Annotated in this window: 18 protein-coding genes and 1 pseudogene; 16 read left to right on the top strand and 3 right to left on the bottom strand. The window is 68.9% G+C overall.

The genetic code is table 11. The features are described 5' to 3' along the window. The first annotated feature begins 2 nt into the window (after positions 1–2). Positions 3–689: a molybdate ABC transporter permease subunit gene (modB, locus tag NGJ44_RS16135; RefSeq protein ID WP_251864572.1), complete on the top strand. Its 687-nt coding sequence runs from the start codon at positions 3–5 to the stop codon at positions 687–689. Next, on the top strand, positions 686–1,372 hold the full coding sequence (locus tag NGJ44_RS16130) for an ABC transporter ATP-binding protein (protein WP_251864571.1): 687 nt from the start codon (positions 686–688) through the stop codon (positions 1,370–1,372). Before modB ends, NGJ44_RS16130 begins: the two co-directional genes overlap by 4 nt. A gap of 69 nt (positions 1,373–1,441) precedes the next feature. On the opposite strand, the gene NGJ44_RS16125 is transcribed toward NGJ44_RS16130, so the two are convergent. Next, complete coding sequence (locus NGJ44_RS16125; protein WP_251864570.1) at positions 1,442–2,275, bottom strand: TOBE domain-containing protein; 834 nt, start codon at positions 2,273–2,275, stop codon at positions 1,442–1,444. Between the two features lie 130 nt (positions 2,276–2,405). On the opposite strand from NGJ44_RS16125, the gene NGJ44_RS16120 reads away from it, so the two are divergent. The 12 genes and pseudogenes from NGJ44_RS16120 to NGJ44_RS16065 all read left to right on the top strand — a co-directional run. Beyond that, positions 2,406–3,002 (top strand): DUF4136 domain-containing protein, encoded by a 597-nt coding sequence (locus tag NGJ44_RS16120; RefSeq protein WP_082308281.1) that lies wholly within the window; start codon positions 2,406–2,408, stop codon positions 3,000–3,002. A gap of 15 nt (positions 3,003–3,017) precedes the next feature. Further along, positions 3,018–4,211 carry a patatin-like phospholipase family protein gene (locus tag NGJ44_RS16115; protein ID WP_251864569.1) on the top strand — a complete coding sequence of 398 codons (1,194 nt, stop codon included), beginning with the start codon at positions 3,018–3,020 and terminating at the stop codon, positions 4,209–4,211. A gap of 275 nt (positions 4,212–4,486) precedes the next feature. Continuing rightward, the gene (locus tag NGJ44_RS16110; protein WP_251864568.1) at positions 4,487–5,722 is read left to right on the top strand and encodes an efflux RND transporter periplasmic adaptor subunit; all 1,236 of its coding nucleotides are present in this window, start codon (positions 4,487–4,489) and stop codon (positions 5,720–5,722) included. A 65-nt stretch (positions 5,723–5,787) separates the two neighbouring features. Then, on the top strand, positions 5,788–9,009 hold the full coding sequence (locus NGJ44_RS16105; RefSeq protein ID WP_251864567.1) for an efflux RND transporter permease subunit: 3,222 nt from the start codon (positions 5,788–5,790) through the stop codon (positions 9,007–9,009). Next, entirely contained in the window at positions 9,006–10,499 is a 1,494-nt protein-coding gene (locus NGJ44_RS16100; protein WP_251864566.1) for an efflux transporter outer membrane subunit, read from the top strand. The genes NGJ44_RS16105 and NGJ44_RS16100 overlap by 4 nt, the downstream gene beginning before the upstream one ends. After that, positions 10,496–11,236 carry a pyridoxine 5'-phosphate synthase gene (pdxJ, locus tag NGJ44_RS16095; RefSeq protein WP_053244490.1) on the top strand — a complete coding sequence of 247 codons (741 nt, stop codon included), beginning with the start codon at positions 10,496–10,498 and terminating at the stop codon, positions 11,234–11,236. The genes NGJ44_RS16100 and pdxJ overlap by 4 nt, the downstream gene beginning before the upstream one ends. 34 nt (positions 11,237–11,270) lie before the next feature. Further along, positions 11,271–11,702 carry a holo-ACP synthase gene (gene acpS, locus NGJ44_RS16090; RefSeq protein WP_251864565.1) on the top strand — a complete coding sequence of 144 codons (432 nt, stop codon included), beginning with the start codon at positions 11,271–11,273 and terminating at the stop codon, positions 11,700–11,702. Positions 11,703–11,751: 49 nt separating this feature from the next. Further along, entirely contained in the window at positions 11,752–12,810 is a 1,059-nt protein-coding gene (nagZ, locus tag NGJ44_RS16085; RefSeq protein WP_251864564.1) for a beta-N-acetylhexosaminidase, read from the top strand. Then, positions 12,773–14,599, top strand: coding sequence for an excinuclease ABC subunit UvrC (gene uvrC / locus NGJ44_RS16080; protein WP_251864563.1), 1,827 nt, complete (start codon positions 12,773–12,775; stop codon positions 14,597–14,599). The genes nagZ and uvrC overlap by 38 nt, the downstream gene beginning before the upstream one ends. 197 nt (positions 14,600–14,796) lie before the next feature. Next, entirely contained in the window at positions 14,797–15,369 is a 573-nt protein-coding gene (gene pgsA / locus NGJ44_RS16075) for a CDP-diacylglycerol--glycerol-3-phosphate 3-phosphatidyltransferase (protein WP_251864562.1), read from the top strand. A gap of 172 nt (positions 15,370–15,541) precedes the next feature. Beyond that, complete coding sequence (locus NGJ44_RS16070) at positions 15,542–16,834, top strand: MFS transporter (RefSeq protein WP_251864561.1); 1,293 nt, start codon at positions 15,542–15,544, stop codon at positions 16,832–16,834. A gap of 98 nt (positions 16,835–16,932) precedes the next feature. Then, a pseudogene (locus NGJ44_RS16065) lies at positions 16,933–17,318 on the top strand (cytochrome-c peroxidase); the annotation flags it as partial. Between the two features lie 11 nt (positions 17,319–17,329). On the opposite strand, the gene queF reads toward NGJ44_RS16065, so the two are convergent. Further along, a complete protein-coding gene (gene queF / locus NGJ44_RS16060) occupies positions 17,330–18,154 on the bottom strand; it encodes an NADPH-dependent 7-cyano-7-deazaguanine reductase QueF (RefSeq protein ID WP_053246619.1) in 825 nt (274 codons plus the stop codon). Positions 18,155–18,472: 318 nt separating this feature from the next. On the opposite strand from queF, the gene aceA reads away from it, so the two are divergent. Further along, positions 18,473–19,792 carry an isocitrate lyase gene (gene aceA / locus NGJ44_RS16055; protein WP_053246620.1) on the top strand — a complete coding sequence of 440 codons (1,320 nt, stop codon included), beginning with the start codon at positions 18,473–18,475 and terminating at the stop codon, positions 19,790–19,792. A 139-nt stretch (positions 19,793–19,931) separates the two neighbouring features. Here the strand turns inward: aceA and NGJ44_RS16050 are convergent, their stop codons facing one another. Continuing rightward, positions 19,932–20,846 (bottom strand): LysR family transcriptional regulator, encoded by a 915-nt coding sequence (locus NGJ44_RS16050; protein WP_053246621.1) that lies wholly within the window; start codon positions 20,844–20,846, stop codon positions 19,932–19,934. Between the two features lie 129 nt (positions 20,847–20,975). Between NGJ44_RS16050 and NGJ44_RS16045 the strand changes: the two genes are divergently transcribed. Further along, the gene (locus tag NGJ44_RS16045) at positions 20,976–21,959 is read left to right on the top strand and encodes a tripartite tricarboxylate transporter substrate binding protein (protein ID WP_251864560.1); all 984 of its coding nucleotides are present in this window, start codon (positions 20,976–20,978) and stop codon (positions 21,957–21,959) included.

Below are 21,959 nucleotides of genomic sequence, written 5' to 3'. Positions count from 1 at the left end.
CCATGGACAACCCCGTCTGGGTGCCGCTGGCCCTGTCGCTGAAAGTGGCGGGCTGGGCCACGCTGCTCGCGGCCGTGGCGGGGACGGCGGCGGCGTATGCGCTGTCGCGCTGGCGTTGGCCCGGGCGCGACCTGCTGGACGCGCTGCTCACGCTGCCGCTGGTGCTGCCGCCCACCGTGCTGGGCTATTACCTGCTGGTGCTGCTCGGCCGGCGCGGCGTGCTGGGCGAGACGCTGGCGCGCTGGGGCATCGAACTGGTCTTCACCTGGCAGGGAGCGGTGATCGCCGCCGCCGTGGTGGCGTTTCCGCTGGTGTTCAAGTCGGCCCGCGCGGCGTTCGAGAATGTGGACGCCCAGCTCGAAAACGCGGCCCGGGTGCTCGGCATCGGCGAGGCGGGGGTGTTTTTCCGGGTCACGCTGCCGCTGGCCTCCCGCGGCATTGCGGCCGGGGTGCTGCTGGGATTCGCGCGCGCCCTGGGCGAATTCGGCGCCACCCTCATGATCGCGGGCAACCTGCCCGGACGCACGCAGACCCTCTCGGTCGCCATCTACGAGGCCGTCCAGGCCGGCGACGATGCCACCGCCAACCTCCTCGTGCTCATTACTTCCATCACCTGCGTGGCCGTGCTGCTGGGCGCCGGACGCCTCCTGCCCCTGGCCGCGGGGGTCCGCAGCGGAGCGCAGAGATGAGCATCGAAATCCGCGTGCGCAAGCTGATGCTGTCCGGCGAGCGCCGTTTCGAGCTGGACGTGGCGTTCGAGGCCAGGGCGTCGCGCGTGGCGCTGTTCGGACCGTCTGGCGCGGGAAAGAGCCTGACGCTGCGCGCGGTGGCCGGGCTGCTGCGCCCCGACGCGGGCCGCATCGCTGTCGGGAACCGCGTGCTGTACGACTCGGCCGCGGGCATCTGCCTGCCGAGCCAGGCCCGCCGCGTGGCCTACCTGTTCCAGGACTATGCGCTGTTTCCCCACCTGACGGTGGCGCAGAACATCGCCTTCGGCCTGCGCCGGGGCTGGCGCAACCCGTCGCGCCGCGGCCTGCCGCCCGAAGCGGCGCGCTGGGCAAGGGCGTTCGAGCTGGAGGCCATCCTGGGCAGCTATCCGGCCGAGATATCGGGCGGGCAGAAGCAGCGGGTCGCGCTGGCGCGCGCGCTGGCGCTCGAACCCGACATCCTGCTGCTGGACGAGCCGTTTTCGGCCCTGGACGCGCAATTGCGGGCGCGCATGCGCAAGGAGCTGGACGCTTTGCAGCGCCAGCTCGACGTACCGATGCTGCTCATCACCCACGACCCCGCGGACGTGAGCGCGCTGGCCGACGAGGTGTTCGAGCTGCACGAGGGCAGGGCGCGGGGCGTGGCCAACGCGCGGATCGCGTAGCGGCCGCGCGGTTTCCGGGCGCGGCTCCGGCGGCAGAGCGGGCCGGGGCCGGCCCGCGCCGCGCCTGTTTCAGTCGAGCACGCCGAGTATCACGCTGGAGGCTTTGAAAATGGCCACGGCGGCCTCGCCGGTTTTCAGCCCGAGGTCGGCGGCGCTCTCGTTGGTGACGATGGCCGCCAGCGTGACGCCTCCGTCGAGCGCGATGAGGATTTCGCTGTTGACCGCGCCCGTGCGCACGTCGGCGATCGTGCCCGGCAGTTGATTGCGCGCCGACAGCCGCAGCCCGGGGCCCGGCGCGCCCACGATCACGGAAGAGGCCTTCACCAGCGCGATGGCCTCCTTGCCGGGCGCGAGCCCCAGCTCGCGGGTGCTTTCGCGGGTGATGGTGGCGGCGATGGTCTGGCCGCCCGCGATGCGCAGCCGGATTTCGTCGTTGACCGCGCCGGGCCGGATGTCGATCACGGTGCCCAGCAGCTTGTTGCGTGCACTGGTCTTGAGCATGAAACGCCTCATAAGGTCGATGTCGCCGCTGGCGTCCACGCCGGCGCGCGCCAGGTTGTCCATGAATTTGCGGTGCTCGGCCTCCAGGACGCGGAAGGTGGCGATGAGCGCGCGCGCGCGGTCGGTGAGCTGCGTGCCGCCGCCGCCTTTGCCGCCGGCCGCGCGCAGCACCAGCGGTTCTCCGGCCAGGTTGTTCATGGCGTCGATGGCGTCCCAGGCGCCTTTATAGCTCATGCCCACGGCGCGCGCGGCGGCGGTGATGGAGCCCGTGGCGTCGATCTGCGCCAGCAGGTCGATGCGGCTCTTGCCGCCCCAGTTCTGGGATCCGGAGCGCAGCCAGATGGAGCCGTCGAGTTCCAGCGCCCGCACGGGCGGAATGGGGGTGGGTTTCACTTCAGGCATTGGCGGGGAAGCGGCGGGAAGACAGCGTGAGTGTAATGGAGGGCGAGGCCGTCGATGAGAATGAGAAATCATTGAAACTTTGCCCGCTTCGCGGCAATATGTCCTGGCCTCGCGACCCCGGAGTCACATGATGAATGCACTGAAGATGCTGGCGGCTGGTTCCCTTTCCTTCGTGCTGGGGGCCTGCGCCTCCGGGCCCACGGTGCGCAGCGACTACGACCACGCGGCCGATTTCGCGCGCTACCGCACGTTCGGGTTCATGTCGCCCCTGGGCACCGACAAGGCCGGCTACAGCACGCTGCTCACCGAGCGGTTGAAAAACGCCGCCCGCTCGCAGATGGAGATGCGCGGCTACGTGTACAGCGCGGCGAGCCCCGACCTGCTCGTCAATTTCAACGCCAAGCTGCGCCAGAAAACGGAAGTCTCGCCCGCGCCGCCGCCCATGGGCCCGTACTACGGCTACCGCGCCGGCTTTTATGGCGGCTGGCCCGGCTACGGCTGGGGCGACCAGGTCTACCAGTACACCGAGGGCACCCTGAACGTGGACATCGTCGACGCGCGCCGCCGCCAGCTCGTCTGGGAAGGCGTGGCGGAGGGCGAGGTGCGCGATCCTGCCGCGGCGGCCTCGGAGCAGAGCGTGGAGAAGGTCATGGCGCAGATCTACGCGCAATTCCCGTTCAGGGCCGGCGTGGCCGCGCCGCAGGTGCCCGATAAGACGCAACGCTGAAGCGGAGGGCCCCACATGACTGCGCGCGCCGCATCGCGTTCCGGCAAGAAGGGCGGCATGCCCGACTACGATACGGTGGCTCTCGTCCTGCAGGGCGGTGGCGCGCTCGGCGCCTACCAGGCCGGGGTCTACGAGGGCCTGCACGAGGCGGGCATCCGCCCCAACTGGATCTCCGGCATTTCCATCGGGTCGATCAACGCCGCCATCATCGCCGGTTCGCCCGAAGACGAGCGCGTGGCGCGGCTGCGCGGCTTCTGGGAAAGCATTTGCCGTCCCACCGGGTTCGCGTCCATCCCCTGGGGCGAGACGCTGGCCGGCATGTTCGAGGGCATTCCGTTCGGCTTCGGCTCGCCTGCCATGAACGGGCAGCTCTCGGCCTTCCAGGCGCTCCTTTCGGGCCAGCCCGGTTTCTTCAAGCCGCGCTTTCCGCCGCCGTACTGGCTGCGCGGGCGCGGCGCCGCCTCCACCAGTTTCTACGACACGTCGCCGCTGCGCGACACGCTGCGGCAGTACGTGGATTTCAAGCTGCTCAACAGCGGGGCGGTCCGGGTGAGCCTGGGCGCGGTGAATGTGCGCTCGGGCAACTTCGCGTATTTCGACACTTCGCGCCATGCGCTGGGGCCGGAGCACATCATGGCTTCCGGCGCGCTGCCGCCCGGATTTCCGTCGGTGGAGATCGACGGCGAGCACTACTGGGACGGCGGCCTGGTTTCCAATACGCCGCTGGCGCATCTGTTCTCCAGCGAAAGCCTGCGCGACACGCTGGCCTTCCAGGTCGATCTCTGGCCCGCGCGCGGGGGGCTGCCCACCACGCTGGAAGAGGTGGCCGAGCGCCAGAAGGACATCCAGTATTCCAGCCGCACGCGCCTGATCACCGACCAGCTGCGCAACGTGCTCAAGCTGCGCCACAGCCTGCAGCGCGTGCTGGAGAAGCTGCCGGCGGCCGAACGCAATGCGCGCGGCCTGGCCGACATCCGGGCGCTGGCGCACACGCCGGCCACCAACATCGTCAACCTCATCTACGAGTCCAAGCACCGCGAGCGCTATTCCAAGGACTACGAATTCGGCACCGAAGCCATGCGGGAGCACTGGGAATCCGGCCTGAGCGACATCCGCCTCACGCTGGCCAAGCCGGGCGTCCTGGACAAGCCCACCGAAGAAAGCTGCTTCATCGCCCACGACATCCACCGCAACGGCAAGCGGAGTTGAGCCCGTGGTTGCCTTCTCAACAAGTTCGCGCGGCCGCTGCAAGAACGCGGTTGTCTCAGTGATTTCCCCAATAACTGAGTTACATTAATGGGCTATTCAGGCGCGGGTCGTCGCGCCTGTCGCCGTGTCCCGGCCCCGGCCGGCACGAAGAAGAACAACGCAGTCTGACGTTGCGATCAAACGTTGCGACAGCGCCCCTGCGATCCGCGGCAGCGACGAACCGTCGCGGCGCGCGCCGCATGGGCATGGCGCGTCTCACTACGCGGGAGTTTTCGATGCGGGTAATGCCTAAACGTGTTTCGGGTCTGGCGGTATGCGGCGGCTTGCTGGCGCTCATGCTGGCAGGGTGCGGCGAGAAGCCGAAAATGAATCCCGGCATGCCGCAGGTAAGCGTCATCACGGTCGCGCCCAAGCGCGCGCCCATCGTCTCCGACCTGCCCGGCCGGGTCGACGCGGTGCGCGACGCGCAGATCCGCGCCCGCGTCACCGGCATCGTCCAGAAAATCGCCTTCGAGCAGGGCGGCGACGTCAAGGAGAACCAGCTCCTCTTCAAGATCGACCCCGCGCCGTACAAGGCCGCGTACGATCAGGCCACGGCCCAGCTCAAGCAGGCGCAGGCCAACCTGTACAGCGCCAAGGTGCTGGCCGACCGCTACGGGCCGCTGGTCAAGGCCAACGCCGTCAGCAAGCAGGAATACGACAACGCCGTGGCTTCGTACCGCCAGGCCGAGGCCGCCGTCGCCGCCGCCAAGGCCAACCAGGAAAACGCGTCCATCAACCTCGGCTATACCGACGTGGTTTCGCCCATCACGGGCCGCATCGGCAAGCCGCTGGTCACCGAGGGCGCGCTGGTCGAAGCCGCTTCGGCCACCCAGATGGCCACCGTGCAGCAGCTCGATCCCATCTACGTGGACTTCACCCAGTCCACCACCGACCTGGCCGAGCTGCGCCGCGCCTTCGCCAGCGGCAGGCTGCAGCAGGTGGGCAAGGACGCCGCGCGCGCCACGGTGGTGCTCGAAGACGGCTCCGAATACCCGCATCCGGGCAAGCTGCTCTTCACCGGCATTACCGTCGATCCCACCACCGGCCAGGTGAACCTGCGCGCCGAGGTGCCCAACCCCGACCAGATCCTGCTGCCGGGCATGTACGTGCGCGTGCGCCTGGAGCAGGGCGTGAACGACCAGGCCCTGCTGGTGCCCCAGCAGGCGCTGCAGCGCACGGCCGACGGCCGCCAGAGCCTCATGCTCGTGAAAGACAACAAGATCGAGCAGGTGCCCGTCACCACCGGCGGCGCCCTCGGGACCGAATGGATCGTCACCAGCGGGCTGAAGGCCGGCGACGTGGTCGTGGTCGAAGGGTTCCAGAAGATCCGCCCCGGCGCGCCGGTGCAGGCGAGCGAATGGAAGAAGGGCGGCCAGGCCGCGCCGCAGCCGGGCGCGCAGCCCGCGGCGGGCCAGGGGCCCGGCGGCCAGCCCGCGCCCGAGAAACCGGCCGAAGGCCAGAAATCGTAAGCGGCGCGCGGCGCGCGAGGCGCCGCGTTCCTCTTTGGTGAGCATCGCTTTCAGAGTCAGCCCACATGCCGCAATTTTTCATCGACAGACCGATCTTCGCCTGGGTAGTCGCCCTGTTCATCCTGTTGGCCGGCATCCTGGCCATTCCGAACATGCCGGTGTCCCAGTATCCGGACGTGGCGCCGCCGGCCATTACCATCACCGCCACCTATCCCGGCGCCTCCGCCAAGGAAGTGGCGGACTCCGTGACCAGCATCATCGAGGACAAGCTCAACGGCGCCAAGGGCCTGCTGTACTACGAATCCGTCAGTGATTCCTACGGCCAGTCCACCATCACGGCCACGTTCGAGCCGGGGCGCGATCCCGACCTCGCCCAGGTCGACGTGCAGAACCGCGTCTCCAACGTGATCGCCCAGCTGCCGACGGCGGTGCAGCAGCAGGGCCTGAAGTATGAGCAGACCAGCACGGGCTTCCTGATGGTGGTGGCGGTGTCGTCCACCGACGGCTCGCTGGACCAGACCGCGCTGGCCGACTACATCACGCGCAACATCCAGAATCCGGTGTCGCGCGTGCCGGGCGTGGGCCAGTTCCAACTGTTCGCGGCGCCGCGCGCCATGCGCGTGTGGGTCGACCCGGCCAAGCTGGTGGGCTTCAACCTCAGCATGGCCGAGGTCAACCAGGCCATCGGCAACCAGAACGTGCTGATCTCGGGCGGCAGCATCGGCGCGCCGCCCAACCCGGATTCGCAGCGCATCACCGCCACCGTGGTGGCCAACGGCCAGCTCAGCACCGTGGAGGGCTTCGGCAGTATCGTGCTGCGGGCCAACACCGACGGCTCGCGGGTGCTGCTGCGCGACGTGGCGCGCATCGAGGTCGGCGCCGACAACTACCAGTTCGGCGCCCGCCTGAACGGCAAGCCCACGGCGGCCTTCGCCATCGTGCTGTCGCCCGACGCCAATGCACTGGCCACGGCCCAGGGCGTGCGCCAGCAGATGGAAGAGCTGTCCAAGTACTTTCCCGGCAACATCACGTATTCGATTCCCTACGACACCGCTCCCTACGTGAAGGTGTCCATCGAGCAGGTGGTGCACACGCTGGTCGAGGCCATGGTGCTGGTGTTCCTGGTCATGTACCTGTTCCTGCAGAACGTGCGCTACACGCTGATCCCGGCCCTGGTGGTGCCGGTGGCCATGATGGGCGCGTTCGCGGTGATGCTGGCGCTGGGCTTTTCCATCAACGTGCTCACCATGTTCGCCATGGTGCTGGCCATCGGCATCCTGGTGGACGACGCCATCGTGGTGGTGGAGAACGTCGAGCGCATCATGGCCACCGAGGGCCTGCCGCCCAAGGAGGCCACCAAGAAGGCCATGCCGCAGATCAGCGGCGCCATCGTGGGCATCACGCTGGTGCTGGTCACGGTGTTTCTGCCGCTGGCGTTCATGAGCGGCTCGGTGGGGGTGATCTACCGGCAGTTCTCCGTGGCCATGGCCGTGTCCATTTTCTTCTCGGCGCTGCTGGCCCTCACTTTCACGCCGGCGCTGTGCGCCACCATTCTCAAGCCGGTGCCCAAGGGGCACCACGACGAGAAGAAAGGCTTCTTCGGCTGGTTCAACCGCAAGTTCGAGGCCACCACGCACGGCTACCAGAACTGGGTGGCGCGCATCCTGCACAAGGGCGGCCGCATGATGCTGGCCTTCCTGCTGCTGGTCGTGCTGCTGGGCTGGCTGTATCTGCGCCTGCCCTCGTCCTTCCTGCCCGAGGAAGACCAGGGCTACGTGGTGAGCAATATCGAGCTGCCCACGGGCGCCACCGCCAACCGGACGGTGGACGTCATCGAGCAGGTCGAACAGTACTTCATGGGCCTGCCCGCCGTGGAGAACGTGATCGCGGTGCAGGGCTTCAGCTTCAACGGCAACGGCCTGAACGCCGCCATCGCGTTCACCACGCTCAAGGATTTCAGCGAACGCAAGTCGCGCGAGGACTCCGCCGGCTCCATCGCCTTCAATGCTTTCCAGAAGCAGCTCATGGGCATCCATGACGCCCAGGTGTTCACCCTGGTGCCGCCGGCCATCTCCTCGCTGGGCAACGCCACGGGCTTCGACTTCCGCCTGCAGGACCGCAGCGCGGCGGGCTCCGAGGCGCTGGCGGCGGCCACCGCCCAGCTCATGGGCGCGGCCATGAAGAGCCCCGTGCTCTCGCAGGTGCGCATCACCGGCCTGAGCCCGGGCGCGCAGCTCAGCCTGGAGATCGACCGCGAGAAAGCCGCCGCGCTGGGCGTGGACTTCAACGAAGCCGCTTCGCTCATCTCGACGGCGGTGGGCTCGGCCTACCTGAGCAAGTTCCCCAACATGGGCCGCATGCAGAACATCTGGGTGCAGGCCGACGCGCCGTACCGCATGCAGCTCTCCGACGTGCTCAAGCTCAATGCGCGCAACGCGCAGGGCGGCATGGTGCCGCTGTCTACCTTCGTGAAGGCGGAGTGGAAGCAGGGGCCGGTGCAGGTGGTGCGCTACAACAGCTACGAGTCCATGCGCATCGGGGGCGACGCGGCGCCGGGCTACACCACGGGCGAGGCCATGCTCGAGATGGAGCGCCTGATGACGCAGCTGCCGCAGGGCTTCGGCTACGAATGGACCGGCCTGTCGTACCAGGAGCGCCAAGCGGGCAACCAGGCGCCCATCCTGATGGGCCTGTCGCTGCTGGTGGTGTTCCTGGTGCTGGCGGCGCTGTACGAGAGCTGGGCCATCCCCATCTCGGTGATGCTGGTGGTGCCGCTGGGCATGCTGGGCGCGGTGGCGCTGATCAGCGCGCTGGGCATGTCCAACGACGTGTACTTCCAGGTGGGCATGGTGACCGTGATCGGCCTGGCGGCCAAGAACGCCATCCTGATCGTGGAATTCGCCAAAGACCAGTACGCGCGCGGCATGGGCCTGTACGAATCCGCGGTGGAAGCCGCGCGCCTGCGCTTCCGGCCCATTCTCATGACGTCGCTCGCCTTCATTCTGGGCGTGGTGCCGCTGGCCCTGGCCACCGGCGCCGGCGCCGCCAGCCAGCGCGCGGTGGGCCTGGGCGTGATGGGCGGCATGCTGGCCGCCACCCCGTTCGCCGTGATTTTCGTGCCGACCTTCTTCGTGGTGGTGCTGGGCCTGTTCAAGACCCGGCCCCGCCTGCTGGGCGCCGAGTTGCGCGCCTTCGAGGCGGAGCAGGCCGAGAAGGCCGCGCGCGCCGGCCAGGAAGGCAAGCCGGCGTCCGATCAAACCCAAGGTGGCCAGGAGGGCAAGGAATGAGCGCCCCGAAGTTGAAACAGACCGCGGTGCACGTGCTGCTGGCCTCGGCGCTTGCCGGGTGCTCGCTGGTGCCGCACTACGAGCGGCCCGAGGCGCCCGTGAGCGGCAGCTACCCCGACCAGCCCAAGGTGCGCTATGGCGGCTACGACCACTCCACCACGCTGGACACGCAGCCGGCCGCGGCGGTGACGCCGCTGGGCGGCGTGCCCGCGGCCGACATCGGCTGGCGCGAGTTCTTCCGCGATCCGCGCCTGCAGCGCCTGATCGAACTGGCGCTGGTCAACAACCGCGACCTGCGCGTGGCCGTGCAGCGCGTGGAAGAGGCGCGCGCCCAGTACGGCATCCAGCGCGGCGAGCAATGGCCCAGCATCGGCGCCGGCATCCAGGGCCAGCGCCAGCATCTGCCGCCCGACATGCGCGTGGGCGGGCCCGACTCCAGCTCCATCAGCAGCTCGTACCAGGCGGGCATCGGGCTGACCACCTTCGAGATCGACCTGTTCGGACGCCTGCGCAGCCTCTCCGAGGCGGCCTATCAGCAATACCTGTCCACCGAGCAGGCGCAGAAGAGCGCCCACATCGCGCTGGTGGGCGCGGTGGCGCAGTCGTACTTCAACCTGCGTGCGGCCGACGTGCAGCTCGAGCTGACGCGCCGCACGCTGGCCTCGCGCGAGGAATCGTACAAGCTGGTGCAGCGCCGCTTCGAGGGCGGCGTGGCGTCCGAGCTGGACCTGAACCAGGCCAAGTCGCTGCTGGACACGGCCTCGTCCAACCTGGCGCAGCTCGCCCGCGCCCGCACCCAGGCCCTCAATGCGCTGGTGCTGCTGGTGGGCACTCCGCTGCCCGACGACCTGCCGCAGGCCGCGCCGTTCGGGCGCGACCAGCTGCTGGCCGCGGTGCCGGCCGGCCTGCCTTCGGCCCTGCTGGAGCGGCGCCCCGACATCCTGGCGGCCGAGAACCAGCTGCGCGCCGCCAAGGCCAATATCGGCGCGGCGCGCGCGGCGTTCTTCCCCACGATTTCGCTGACCGGCCTGCTGGGCGTGGCCAGCCCATCGCTGGGACAGCTCTTCAGCGGCGGACAGGGCTACTGGAGCTTCTCGCCTTCCATCACCACCCCCATCTTCGCCGGGGGCAGCATCCGCGAAGGCCTGAACCTGGCCAAGGCGCGCGACAATATCGCCGTGGCGCAGTATGAGCAGACCATCCAGCAGGCGTTCAAGGAAGTGTCGGACGCGCTGGCGGGCGAGGCCACATACGGGGCGCAGCTCGACGCGCAGCGCGCGCTGCAGAATTCGGCCGCGCGCACGCTGGAACTGTCGAATCTGCGCTATACCAACGGTATCGACAGCTATCTGCAGGTGCAGACCGCGCAGGTGGACTTTTACAATGCCCAGCTTTCGCTGGTGCAGACCGGGCTGGCGGCCCTGATCAACCGCGTCGAGCTCTACAAGGCGCTGGGCGGCGGCTGGGAAGAAAATACGAAAGTGCAATGATAGAACTTGGTGTCAATATCGATCACGTGGCGACGCTGCGCCAGCAGCGCCATACCGACTATCCCGATCCGGTGCTGGCCGCGCTGCGCGCCGAAGAGGCGGGGGCCGACCTGATCACCCTGCATCTGCGCGAAGACCGCCGCCACATCCAGGACAAGGATGTCTACGCCATCCGTCCGCGGCTGCGCACGCGCATGAATCTCGAGTGCGCCGTCACGCCGGAAATGCTCGAGATCGCCTGCGCGGTCAAGCCCGACGACGTCTGTCTGGTGCCCGAGAAACGCACCGAGCTCACCACCGAGGGCGGGCTGGAAGTGGCGGGCGCGCTGGAAGCGGTGAGCGACGCCGTGGGCCTGCTGGCCGAGGCCGGCATCCGCGTCTCGCTCTTCATCGACCCCGACCCCGCGCAGATCGCGGCCGCGGCCAGGGCCGGCGCGCCGGTCATCGAACTGCACACCGGCGCCTATGCCGAAGCCGAGGGCGATGCCGCCCGCGCCGAGCTGGCGCGCATCCGCGAGGCCGTGGCCGAGGGGCTGCGCCACGGTCTGCGCGTCAACGCCGGCCACGGCCTGCACTACGGCAACGTGCAGCCGGTGGCCGCGCTGGAAGGCATTTCCGAACTCAACATCGGCCACGCCATCGTGGCGCGCGCCGTGTTCGACGGCTGGGACAAGGCGGTGCGCGACATGAAGGCGCTCATGGTGCAGGCGCGCCTGGCCGCCGTGCGCGGCCGCTGAACGTCCGGCCGCGCCGCAATCCCGAGGTTTCTCCATGTCAGACGCGTCGTCCGGCGGCCCGGCCGCTTCCGCCATCGCCGGCATCGGCATGGACCTGTTGCGCATCGAGCGGGTGGAGCGCGCGCTCGCGCGGCACGGCGAGCGCTTCGCCGAGAAGATCCTCGGCCCGGAAGAACTGCAGAAATTCCATGCCCGCCGGGCACGCGACCCCGCGCGCGGGCTGCGCTTCCTGGCCACCCGTTTCGCGGCCAAGGAAGCCTTCTCCAAGGCCATCGGCCTGGGCATGCGCATGCCCATGAGCTGGCGCCGCGTGCAGACGCTGAACGCGCCGGGCGGGCGGCCCGTGCTGGTGATCGGCGCCGAGCTGCGCGACTGGTACGATGCCCGTTACGGCGCCTGCCACGTCTCCATTACCGATGAATCCGACATGGCCGCCGCGTATGTGGTGGTCGAGCGCAAGCGCTGAGGCGCGCCGCGCCGCCTGCGCATCAGTATCCACAATAGGAAACCCTTGCATGGCCAAGAAAAAATCCAGGGCGGTATTGCCTCCGGGACCGGTCATGGTCGACGTGGCCGGCCTGACCCTCACCAGGGAAGAGAAAGAACGCCTGCGCCATCCGCTGGTCGGCGGCGTGATCCTCTTTGCCCGCAATTTCAGCGACCGCCGGCAGCTGGCCGAGCTCACGCGCCAGATCCACAAGGCGCGCAAGGAAAGGCTGCTGATCGCCGTCGATCACGAGGGCGGCCGCGTGCAGCGATTCCGCGAAGACGGCTTCACGCCGCTGCCGCCCATGCGGGCGCTGGGCGAGGCCTGGGACCGCGATCCGCTGGCCGCCATGCGCCAGGCCACGGAGGCGGGCTACGTGCTGGCCGCCGAGCTGCGCGCCTGCGGCGTGGACCTGAGTTTCACGCCCGTGCTCGACCTGGACTACGGCGTGAGCAAGGTGATCGGCAACCGCGCCTTCCACCGCGACCCGCGCGTGGTGGCCATGCTGTCGCGCGCCCTGATCCAGGGCCTGGCCCTGGCCGGCATGGCCGCCTGCGGCAAGCATTTTCCGGGGCACGGATTCGTGCAGGCCGATTCGCACCACGAGATCCCGGTGGACCCGCGCCCGCTTGCGCGCATCCTCGAAGAAGACGCCGCGCCGTATGCCTGGCTGGGCGACGCGGTGCTGCCTTCGGTCATGCCCGCCCACGTCATCTATCCCAAGGTGGACAAGCATCCCGCCGGGTTCTCGCGGCGCTGGGTGCAGGACATCCTGCGCAAGCGGCTGGGCTACGACGGCGTGGTGTTTTCCGACGACCTCACCATGGAAGGCGCTTCGGTGGCCGGGGACATCCTGGCGCGGGCCCGGGCCGCGCTGGGCGCGGGTTGCGATATGGTACTGGTATGCAACCGCCCCGACCTGGCCGACGAGCTGCTGGCCCGGCTGGACACGGAGCACCCGGCCGCCTCGGTCGAGCGCATCCGCCGCCTGATGCCGCGCTTCGAGGCGCCCGACTGGGACACCCTGCAGTCCGAAAGCCGTTACCAGCATGCCCGACGACTTCAATCTCAAATCGTTTCTGGCTGACCTGCCGCATTTGCCGGGCGTGTACCGGCACCTGGACGCGGCAGGCGAGGTCATGTACGTCGGCAAGGCGCGCGACCTGAAAAAGCGCGTCTCGTCGTACTTTCAGAAAAACCTCGCCAGCCCGCGCATCGCCCAGATGGTGGCGAAGGTGGCGCGGCTGGAGGTCACCGTCACGCGCTCCGAGGCCGAGGCCCTGATCCTCGAGAACAACCTCATCAAGAGCCTCAAGCCGCGCTACAACATCCTGTTCCGCGACGACAAGTCGTACCCGTACCTGCACATCACCGGCCACGCCTGGCCGCGCATCGCCTATTACCGCGGCGCCACCAGCAAGCGCGGGCAGTTCTTCGGGCCGTTTCCCAATGCCTGGGCGGTGCGCGAAACCATACAGATCCTGCAGAAGGTCTTCCGTCTGCGCACCTGCGAGGACACGGTTTTCGCCAACCGCTCGCGTCCCTGCCTGCTGCACCAGATCGGCCGCTGCTCCGCGCCCTGCGTGGGCGCGATCGCCGGGGAAGACTACGCGCGCGACGTGCAGCGCGCGGTGCGTTTCCTGAACGGCGAGGCCAAGGAGGTCATGGGCGAGATCGAGGCCCGCATGCTCCAGGCGTCCAGCGAGCTGCGTTTCGAGGAAGCGGCCGCGCTGCGCGACCAGATGGGGTCGCTGGCGCGGGTGCTGCACCAGCAGACCATGGAAAGCGCCAGCGGCGAAGACACGGACATCGTCGCCGTGGCCGCCGCCGGCGGCAGGGTCTGCGTGAACCTGGCCATGGTGCGCGGGGGCAGGCACCTGGGCGACAAGCCGTTCTTTCCGTCGCACGCCGAAGGCGAGGCGGCCCCGCAGGTGCTGGAAGCCTTCGTGGCGCAGCATTACGCGGACAACGCCATGCCGCCGGTGCTGGTGTGCAGCCACGCCTTGCCCGACCCCACCCTGGTCGAGCTGCTGGCCGAACAGGCGGGCGGCCGTTCCGCGCGGGTGCTGACCCGGCCCCAGGGCGCGCGCCGCGCATGGCTGGAGCAGGCGCAGAAGAACGCGGAGCTGGCCCTGGCGCGCGTGCTCACCGAATCCGGGGCGCGCGCCGCGCGCACCCTGGCGCTGGCCGAGACGCTGGACCTCGACACCGACGAATCCGCGCTGGACGCGCTGCGCATCGAATGTTTCGACATCAGCCACACGGCCGGCGAGGCGACCCAGGCGTCCTGTGTAGTGTACGAGCACCACGACATGCAGCCTTCGCTGTATCGCCGCTACAACATCGCGGGCATCACGCCCGGCGACGACTACGCCGCCATGCGCCAGGTGCTGACGCGCCGTTTCGCCAAGGTGGCCGACGGCGACGCGCCCATGCCGGGCCTGGTGCTGATCGACGGCGGCAAGGGTCAGGTGGAAGTGGCGCGCCAGGTGTTCGCCGAGCTGGGCCTGGACATCCAGACCCTGGTGGGCGTGGCCAAGGGGGAAGGGCGCAAGGTGGGCCTGGAAACCCTGGTGTTCGCCGACGGCCGCCCGCCCGTGGCGCTGGGCAAGGAATCGGCCGCGCTGATGCTCATTGCCCAGGTGCGCGACGAAGCCCACCGTTTCGCCATCACCGGCATGCGGGCGCGGCGCGCCAAGGCGCGCAACGTGTCGCGGCTGGAAGAGATCGAAGGCGTGGGCGCGCGGCGCCGCCAGCGTCTGCTGGCGCGGTTCGGCGGGTTTTCGGGCGTGGCCTCCGCCAGCATCGAGGACCTGGCTTCGGTGGACGGCATCTCCCAGGAGCTCGCCATCCGCATCTATGAAGCCTTGCGTTGATCCGGCCGTGCGGCAAAGCCCGCGCAAGCCCGCCATTTCCCAGCCTGGGGGCACCCCCCGCGCGCAAGCCGATGTCCTTTTCCCGGGCCAGTCCTCGCGGATCCGGCTCCGCCGAGGCGTCCCCTCGGCGGTCCCCCCTCGCGGAGCAGCGCCGCAGGCGCTCCGGGGGTGGCTCCATGATGTAGCATACGGTCACTATGCCTTTAAACGTACCCATAATCCTGACATGGCTGCGTATCGCCATGATCCCGCTGGTGGTCGGCCTCTTCTACCTGCCCGAGAGCTGGATGAGCGTGCCCATGCGCGATACGCTGGCCGCGTGGGCCTTCATCGTCGCCGCGCTCACCGACTGGTTCGATGGCTGGCTGGCCCGGCGCTGGAACCAGACCTCGGCCTTCGGCGCCTTTCTCGACCCCGTGGCCGACAAGCTCATGGTCTGCGCCGCCCTCATCGTGCTGCTCGACCTGAGCCGGGTGGATGCGTTCATCTCGCTCATCATCATCGGCCGCGAGATCACGATTTCGGCGCTGCGCGAATGGATGGCCAAGATCGGCGCCAGCGCCAGCGTGGCGGTGCACCGGCTGGGCAAGTTCAAGACCGCCGCGCAGATGGTCGCCATTCCATGCCTGCTGTACGACCAACCCCTGCTGGGCATCAGCAGCCGGCTGCTGGGCGACGTGCTGATCGTGGTGGCCGCCGTGCTGACGGTCTGGTCCATGCTGTATTACCTGCAGCGCGCCTGGCCCGCCATCCGCGAGAAATCGCAGTAAACCGCCGCGGGCCGGCTTCGCGGCGGCCCAGGGCGCAATCAGAGCGGGGCGCGCGCACCCGGCGCGCGCAACCCGCCCAGGAACCGGCGCCCCGCCGCGGGGCGCCGCCGGAGACAACCCGCGCGCCGTCCCCAGGACGGCCGTCCGACGCCGCCCGTGGCGGCCCCATGCCATGACGACCGCAGCAACGCCTTCCATTCCAGACCCCGCCATGCTCCGCCGCCGCGATTGGCAGATCATCCTGCTGATCGGCGTGGCGCACGCCAGTTCCCACTTCTTCCAGCTCGTGCTGCCGTCGCTGTACGTGTCGCTGGGCCGCGAGTTCAGCCTCGACTTCGCCCGGCTCGGCCTGTTGGTGTCCGCGTTCTACGTGGTTTCCGGAATCGGCCAGGCGTCCTCGGGTTTCGTGGTCGACCGCGTCGGCGCGCGTCCGGTGCTGTGGTTCGGGCTGGGCTGCTTCGTGGCCTCGGGCGTGCTGATCGGGGCAGCCACCGGCTACCCCATGCTGATGACAGCGGCCGTGGTGGGCGGCATCGGCAACGCCATCTTCCATCCGGCCGACTATTCCATCCTCAACCACCGCGTCAGCCCGCAGCGCCTGGGGCACGCGTTCTCCGCGCACGGGCTTACGGGCAACCTGGGCTGGGCCCTGACGCCGGTGTTCATGACCACCATCACGCTGCTGGCCGACTGGCGCACGGCCGCCTTCAGCGCCGCCGCGCTGGTGGCCGTGGTGTTGCTGCTCACGGTGCTGGGGCGCGACCTGATCGGCGGCGCGCAACCGGAGCACGGCGGCGAGGCGCGCCCCGCCGCCGCGCAGGCCGCCGCGCCGCAACAGGGCGTGCTGGGCACGCTGGGCGCGTTGCTGGCGCGGCCGGCGCTCTGGGGAACGTTCCTGTTCTTCGCCTGCACGTCGATCGCGCTGTCGTCGGTCCAGAACTACACCATTCCCCTGCTCGGCGAGCTCTACGCGCTGTCCAAGGTGGCCGCCAGCTCGGCGCTTTCCGGCTACATGGTGGCATCGGCGCTGGGCATGGCCGCCGGCGGTTTCCTGGTGTCGGCCCATCCGCGCACCGAGCTCACCGTGACCGTGGCGCTCGTGCTGGCCGGCCTGACCCTGGTGGTGCTGGCGCTGGGCCTGGTGCCGCCGGCGCTGGCCGCGCCCGTGGTGGGGCTGGCGGGGTTCTGCTCCGGCGTGGCCGCGCCCTCGCGCGACATGCTGATCCGCCGCGTCACGCCCAAGGGCGCCACAGGCTCGGTGTACGGGCTGGTGTATTCCGGCATGGACGTGGGCTCGGCCCTGGGGCCGCTGGCCTTCGGCCTGCTGCTCGACGCCGGCCTGCGCCAGGGGCCGTGGGTGGGCGCGGGCGTGGCCTTCGCGGCCGCGGCGCTGCTGGCCCAGTGGATCGCCGTGCAGGCGCGCCGCGGCGACGCCGTGGGCGGCCGGGCGCCGGCCCGGTCCTGAGGCTTCCGGCGGCGCGGCGCTTGCGCCGGAGCGGCGGCGCAAGCGCCCGGTTCCGGACTTGACCCGCCGCAAAGCGCCGCTTGCCGCCGCCCGTTGCAATAGCCCTGGCCCTGGCCGCCTTCGAGGAAACGCTGGTACGCCCAATTCGCGCTTCGACAAGTGGCTGCGCGGCGACAAGAAGGCCCTCACGGTGCGCGAGCTGGCGGGCTGCGAGCTCTTCAAGAGCAGCGGCTGCATCGCCTGCCACAACGGCCCGGGCGTGGGCGGCAATTCGTTCCAGAAGACGGACCCGGTCATGCCCTGCCAGACCGACAACAAGGCCGAGGGCCGCGCGGCGGTGACCGGCAAGGATGCCGGCAGGTTCAACTTCAAGGTGCCCACGCTGCGCAACGTGGCGCTGACCTATCCCTACTTCCACGACGGCGCGGCGGCCACGCTGGCGCAGGCGGTGGACGTGATGGGCCGGCCGCAGCTCGGCCGGCGAGGCGCGGCCCGCTATTGCCGGACGGTGCGCACCTCCGGCGGCGGCGCCGCTTCGAAGTTGCTGCGCCAGGGGTTGATGTCCAGGCCGCCGCGGCGCGTGTAGCGCGCGTACACGGTGAGTTTCTCGGGCCGGCAGGTCTGCATGACGTCGGTGTAGATGCGCTCCACGCAATGCTCGTGGAATTCCGCGTGCTGGCGGAACGACACCACATAGCGCAGCAGCGATTCGCGGTCGATGGGCGCGCCGCGGTAGCGGATCTGCAGCGTGGCCCAGTCGGGCTGGCCGGTCACCGGGCAATTCGATTTCAGCAGTCGCGAAGCCAAGGTCTCCTCGACGGGGTCGCCGGGCCGCGTGCGCAGCAGGCCGGCATCGGGCTCGTAGGTGTCGATCTCCACGTCCAGCTTGTCTATATAGATGCCTTCGGGCTCGGCCATGCGCAGCTCGCCGAAGCGCTGCGGCAGGATGAAATCCAGCCCCACCGGCGCGCCCGCCGCCGCGCTCAGGTCGCGCTCGAGCCGGCCGCGCAGCGCGGCCGAATTCACCAGCCGCGTCTGGTTGTAGGAGTTCAGGTACAGCTTGAACGACTTGGACTCGATGATGTTGGGGCTGTCGGCCGGCACGCTGAAGGTGGCCATGGCCACGCGCGGCTTGCCCTTGGCGTCCAGCCACGACAGCTCATAGGCATTCCAGATATCCACGCCATGAAAGGGCAGCGGCCCGCGGTCCAGCGCCAGCGCCGCGCGGTTGTGCGCGCGCGCGATGGGAAAGAGCAGCGAAGGATCGTATTGCGAGGCATAGCTCACGGGTTGGCCCAGCGGGCCGTGCGACAGCGTCATGGCGATTCGGTCATTGCGGGAAATACCGGCATTTTAGGCGCTTGCGGGCTGGCTATTTTCCGGATCGTGAAATGCCGTCTTCAAGATGTGAAAGCGGGTGCTGCGCAGCAGCGCAAACCCATTTCATCCTTGACAACATGCTTTCGTAATGCGAAACGATGTTTGTAATTGATTGATTTTAAAGAAAAATAATTTTTGTCTTATATAAGATATCAGGCCGCTTTGCCCTGCAGCACAGGCTTAGACTTTCTCCAACGATTCAAGCATTGCAGCACCCCGATCCAAGCAAGTCTTCCCATTACCGACAGGAGCATCGCCATGAGCAACCGCGAAACCGAAATCCGCAATCTGCAGAAGGACTGGGCCGAGAACGCCCGCTGGCAAGGCATCAAGCGCGACTATTCCGCCGAGGACGTGATCCGCCTGCGCGGCTCGCTCGCCGTGGAGCACACGCTGGCCCGCCGCGGCGCCACGCGGCTCTGGGAACTGCTGCACAGCGAGCCCTTCGTCAATTCGCTGGGCGCCCTGACCGGCAACCAGGCCATGCAGCAGGTCAAGGCCGGCCTGAAGGCGATCTACCTCTCGGGCTGGCAGGTGGCGGGCGACGCCAACCTGGCCGGCGAGATGTACCCCGACCAGTCGCTGTACCCCGCCAACTCGGTGCCGCAGGTCGTGCGCCGCATCAACAACACGCTGACCCGCTGCGACCAGATCCAGTGGATGGAAGGCAAGAACCCGGGCGACGAGGGCTACATCGACTTCTTCGCGCCCATCGTGGCCGATGCCGAGGCGGGTTTCGGCGGCGTGCTCAACGCCTTCGAACTCATGAAGGGCATGATCGAGGCCGGCGCGGCCGGCGTGCACTTCGAAGATCAGCTCGCTTCCGTGAAGAAGTGCGGGCACATGGGCGGCAAGGTGCTGGTGCCCACCCGCGAAGCCGTGTCCAAGCTGGTGTCGGCGCGCCTGGCCGCCGACGTGATGGGCACGCCCACCGTGCTGCTGGCTCGCACCGACGCCGACGCGGCCGACCTAGTCACCAGCGACGTGGACGAGAACGACCGCCCCTACATCACGGGTGAGCGCACCGTCGAAGGCTTCTTCCGCACCCGCGCGGGCATCGAGCAGGCCATCTCGCGCGGCCTGGCCTATGCGCCGTACGCCGACCTGATCTGGTGCGAAACCTCCACGCCCAACCTGGAATACGCGCGCAAGTTCGCCGAGGCCATCCACCGCCAGTTCCCGGGCAAGCTGCTGGCCTACAACTGCTCGCCTTCGTTCAACTGGAAGAAAAACCTGGACGACGGCACCATCGCCAAGTTCCAGCGCGAGCTGGGCGCCATGGGCTACAAGTTCCAGTTCATCACGCTGGCCGGCTTCCACGCGCTGAACTACGGCATGTTCGAGCTGGCCCACGGCTATGCCCGCCGCCAGATGAGCGCGTTCGTGGAACTGCAGCAGAAAGAATTCGCCGCCGCCGAACTGGGCTTCACCGCCGTGAAGCACCAGCGCGAAGTGGGCACGGGCTACTTCGACGCCGTGACCCAGACCATCGAAGGCGGCAAGTCGTCGACGACCGCGCTCACCGGCTCCACGGAAGAAGCGCAGTTCGAACACGGCAAGGAGCAGAAGGCGGCCTGACGGGGCCACCGCCGGGCCCCTGGCCGGGCCCGGATCGCTGTGCTGTTGTGCTGTAGTTGTTGTAGGGTGGATTCAGGGTGCCTGCGGGCACCCGCTTTTTTTGCGGGCGGTCCGTGCCCGTCAGCGGGCGCGGCGTGGCTTACGGGTTCGCCGCCGCGGCCTGGCCGCCGGCCCTGTCGGCAGCGGTCTCCCCGGCCGCCGATTGCGCGCCATCCAGCAGCGCCTGGACCAGCCGGTTCTCCTGGTCGGCCAGCCGGCTCACGAACGAGATCTGCCGGCAGGGCCCGTTCTTGCCCAGCGGCAGCACGCGCACCGGATGCACGTCCAGCAGGTTGCGGCCGGGCTCGGGCAGAATGCACACGCCCAGCCCCTCGGACACCAGCGCCGTCAGCGCCGCCAGCGACTGCATCTCCAGGCGGCAGCGGGCGTGGGGCGCATGCTGCGCCACATAGCGGGCCGCGATGCGGCCGCCCACCGTGCTCTTGTCGAAGCGTATCCATTCGTGGCGGCGGAACAGCTCGGCCACGGTCTTTTCGCGCGAGCCGGGCGGCGCGATCAGCACGAGGCGCTCGCGAAACAGCGGCGTCCACGCAAGCCGGCTGGACCCGCCCGTTTCGGGCTGCACGATGATGGCCGCGTCGATCTCGCCGCGCTTGAGCTTTTCGACCAGGTCGGCCACGCGGCCGCGCACGGGCCGCACGTCCAGCTTCGGGTAGCGCTCGCGCACGGTGCGCAGCAGCGGCGGCAGCAGCGTGACCTGCAGGGGTTCGATGATGCCCATCCGCACCTTGCCTTCCACGGCCGGGGTGCTGCGCCGGCGCAGTTCGTCCAGGCGCGCCAGCGCCTCCTGCAGCACGGCGTCCACTTCGGCGGCGAAGGCGTTGGGACGCACCTGCAGCGCCGAGCGGTCGAACAGCGGCTGCCCGAAGTACTCCTCCATCTGCTTCATCTGCAGGCTGACCGCGCTGGGAGACAGGTTCATGTCGGCCGCGCCGGCCGCGAAACTGCCGCCGCGCAGCACCGCGTTCAGGGTACGGAAAGACTCGATCTTCATCAGAAATCCTCACGTAGCGTTTTAAGAATCCTCGCTTTATATCACCAGGGGCGGGGCCTAGTATTCGCAACGGACAACAACCGGATCCGCGCCGCGCAGCGGCGGGCCATCGAGGAGTGGAGACTGAAGATGAAAAAGACCCTGGCCGGCCTTGCGGCCGCATTGAGCCTCGGACTGTGCGCGGGCGCGCCCGCGTCGGCGGCCGCCCCGGCGGGTGCGCCCGCGCTGCCGCAGAACATCACCATGGTGGTGCCCTTTCCGCCCGGCGGCAGCAATGACGTGTTCGCGCGCGTACTGGCCGAAAAACTGTCGGACCGCCTGTCGGTGCCGGTCATCGTCGAGAACCGGCCCGGCGCGGGCGGAGCCATCGGCGCGGAATACGTTTCGCGCGCGGCCAGGGACGGTTCGGTGCTGATGCTCTCGTCGTCCACGCTGACGACCAATGCCGCCGTGCAAACCAACCTCAAGTACGACGTGGTCCGCAGCTTCGCGCCGGTGGCCATGCTGGCGCGCAGCCCCATGGCGCTGGTGGTGGGCAAGGATTCGCCGTACCGCTCCGTGGCCGACCTGCTGGCGGCGGGCCGCAAGGATCCGGGCAAGCTGACCTACGGCAGCGCCGGGGTGGGCTCGGTCAACCAGATGGCGAGCGAAATCCTGGCGGGGGGCGCACAGACCTCTTTCACGCACGTGCCCTACAAGGGCATGTCGCCGGCGTTGAACGACCTCGCGGGCGGCCGCGTGGATTTCGTGATCGGCAGCTTCGCCTCCGTGGCGTCCCTGCTCAAGGGCGGCAGGCTGCGCGTGCTGGCGGTGACTTCGCCCGGCCGCTCGCAGTTCTATCCGGACCTGCCCGCCATCGGCGAGAGCGTGCCCGGCTATTCGGTGGAGCTGTGGTGGGGCGTCCTGGCGCCGCAGGGCGCGCCCGCGCCCCTGGTCGAGCGCCTGAACCAGGAAATACGCGCCATTGTCACCGACGACAAGATGCGCGCCATGTTTGCCGAGGAAAGCGCCGTGCCGGCCACGCTGACCGTGCCGCAGTTCGCGGACCTGGTCCGCGCGGATGCCGGCAAATGGAAGCAGGTGGCCGAGGAACGCCACATCTCCGCCCAGTAA

The sequence above is a fragment of the Achromobacter sp. Marseille-Q4962 genome (assembly GCF_943737005.1).
In the GTDB taxonomy this organism is placed as follows: domain Bacteria; phylum Pseudomonadota; class Gammaproteobacteria; order Burkholderiales; family Burkholderiaceae_B; genus Achromobacter.
This window is presented reverse-complemented; position numbering and strand designations above follow the sequence as displayed.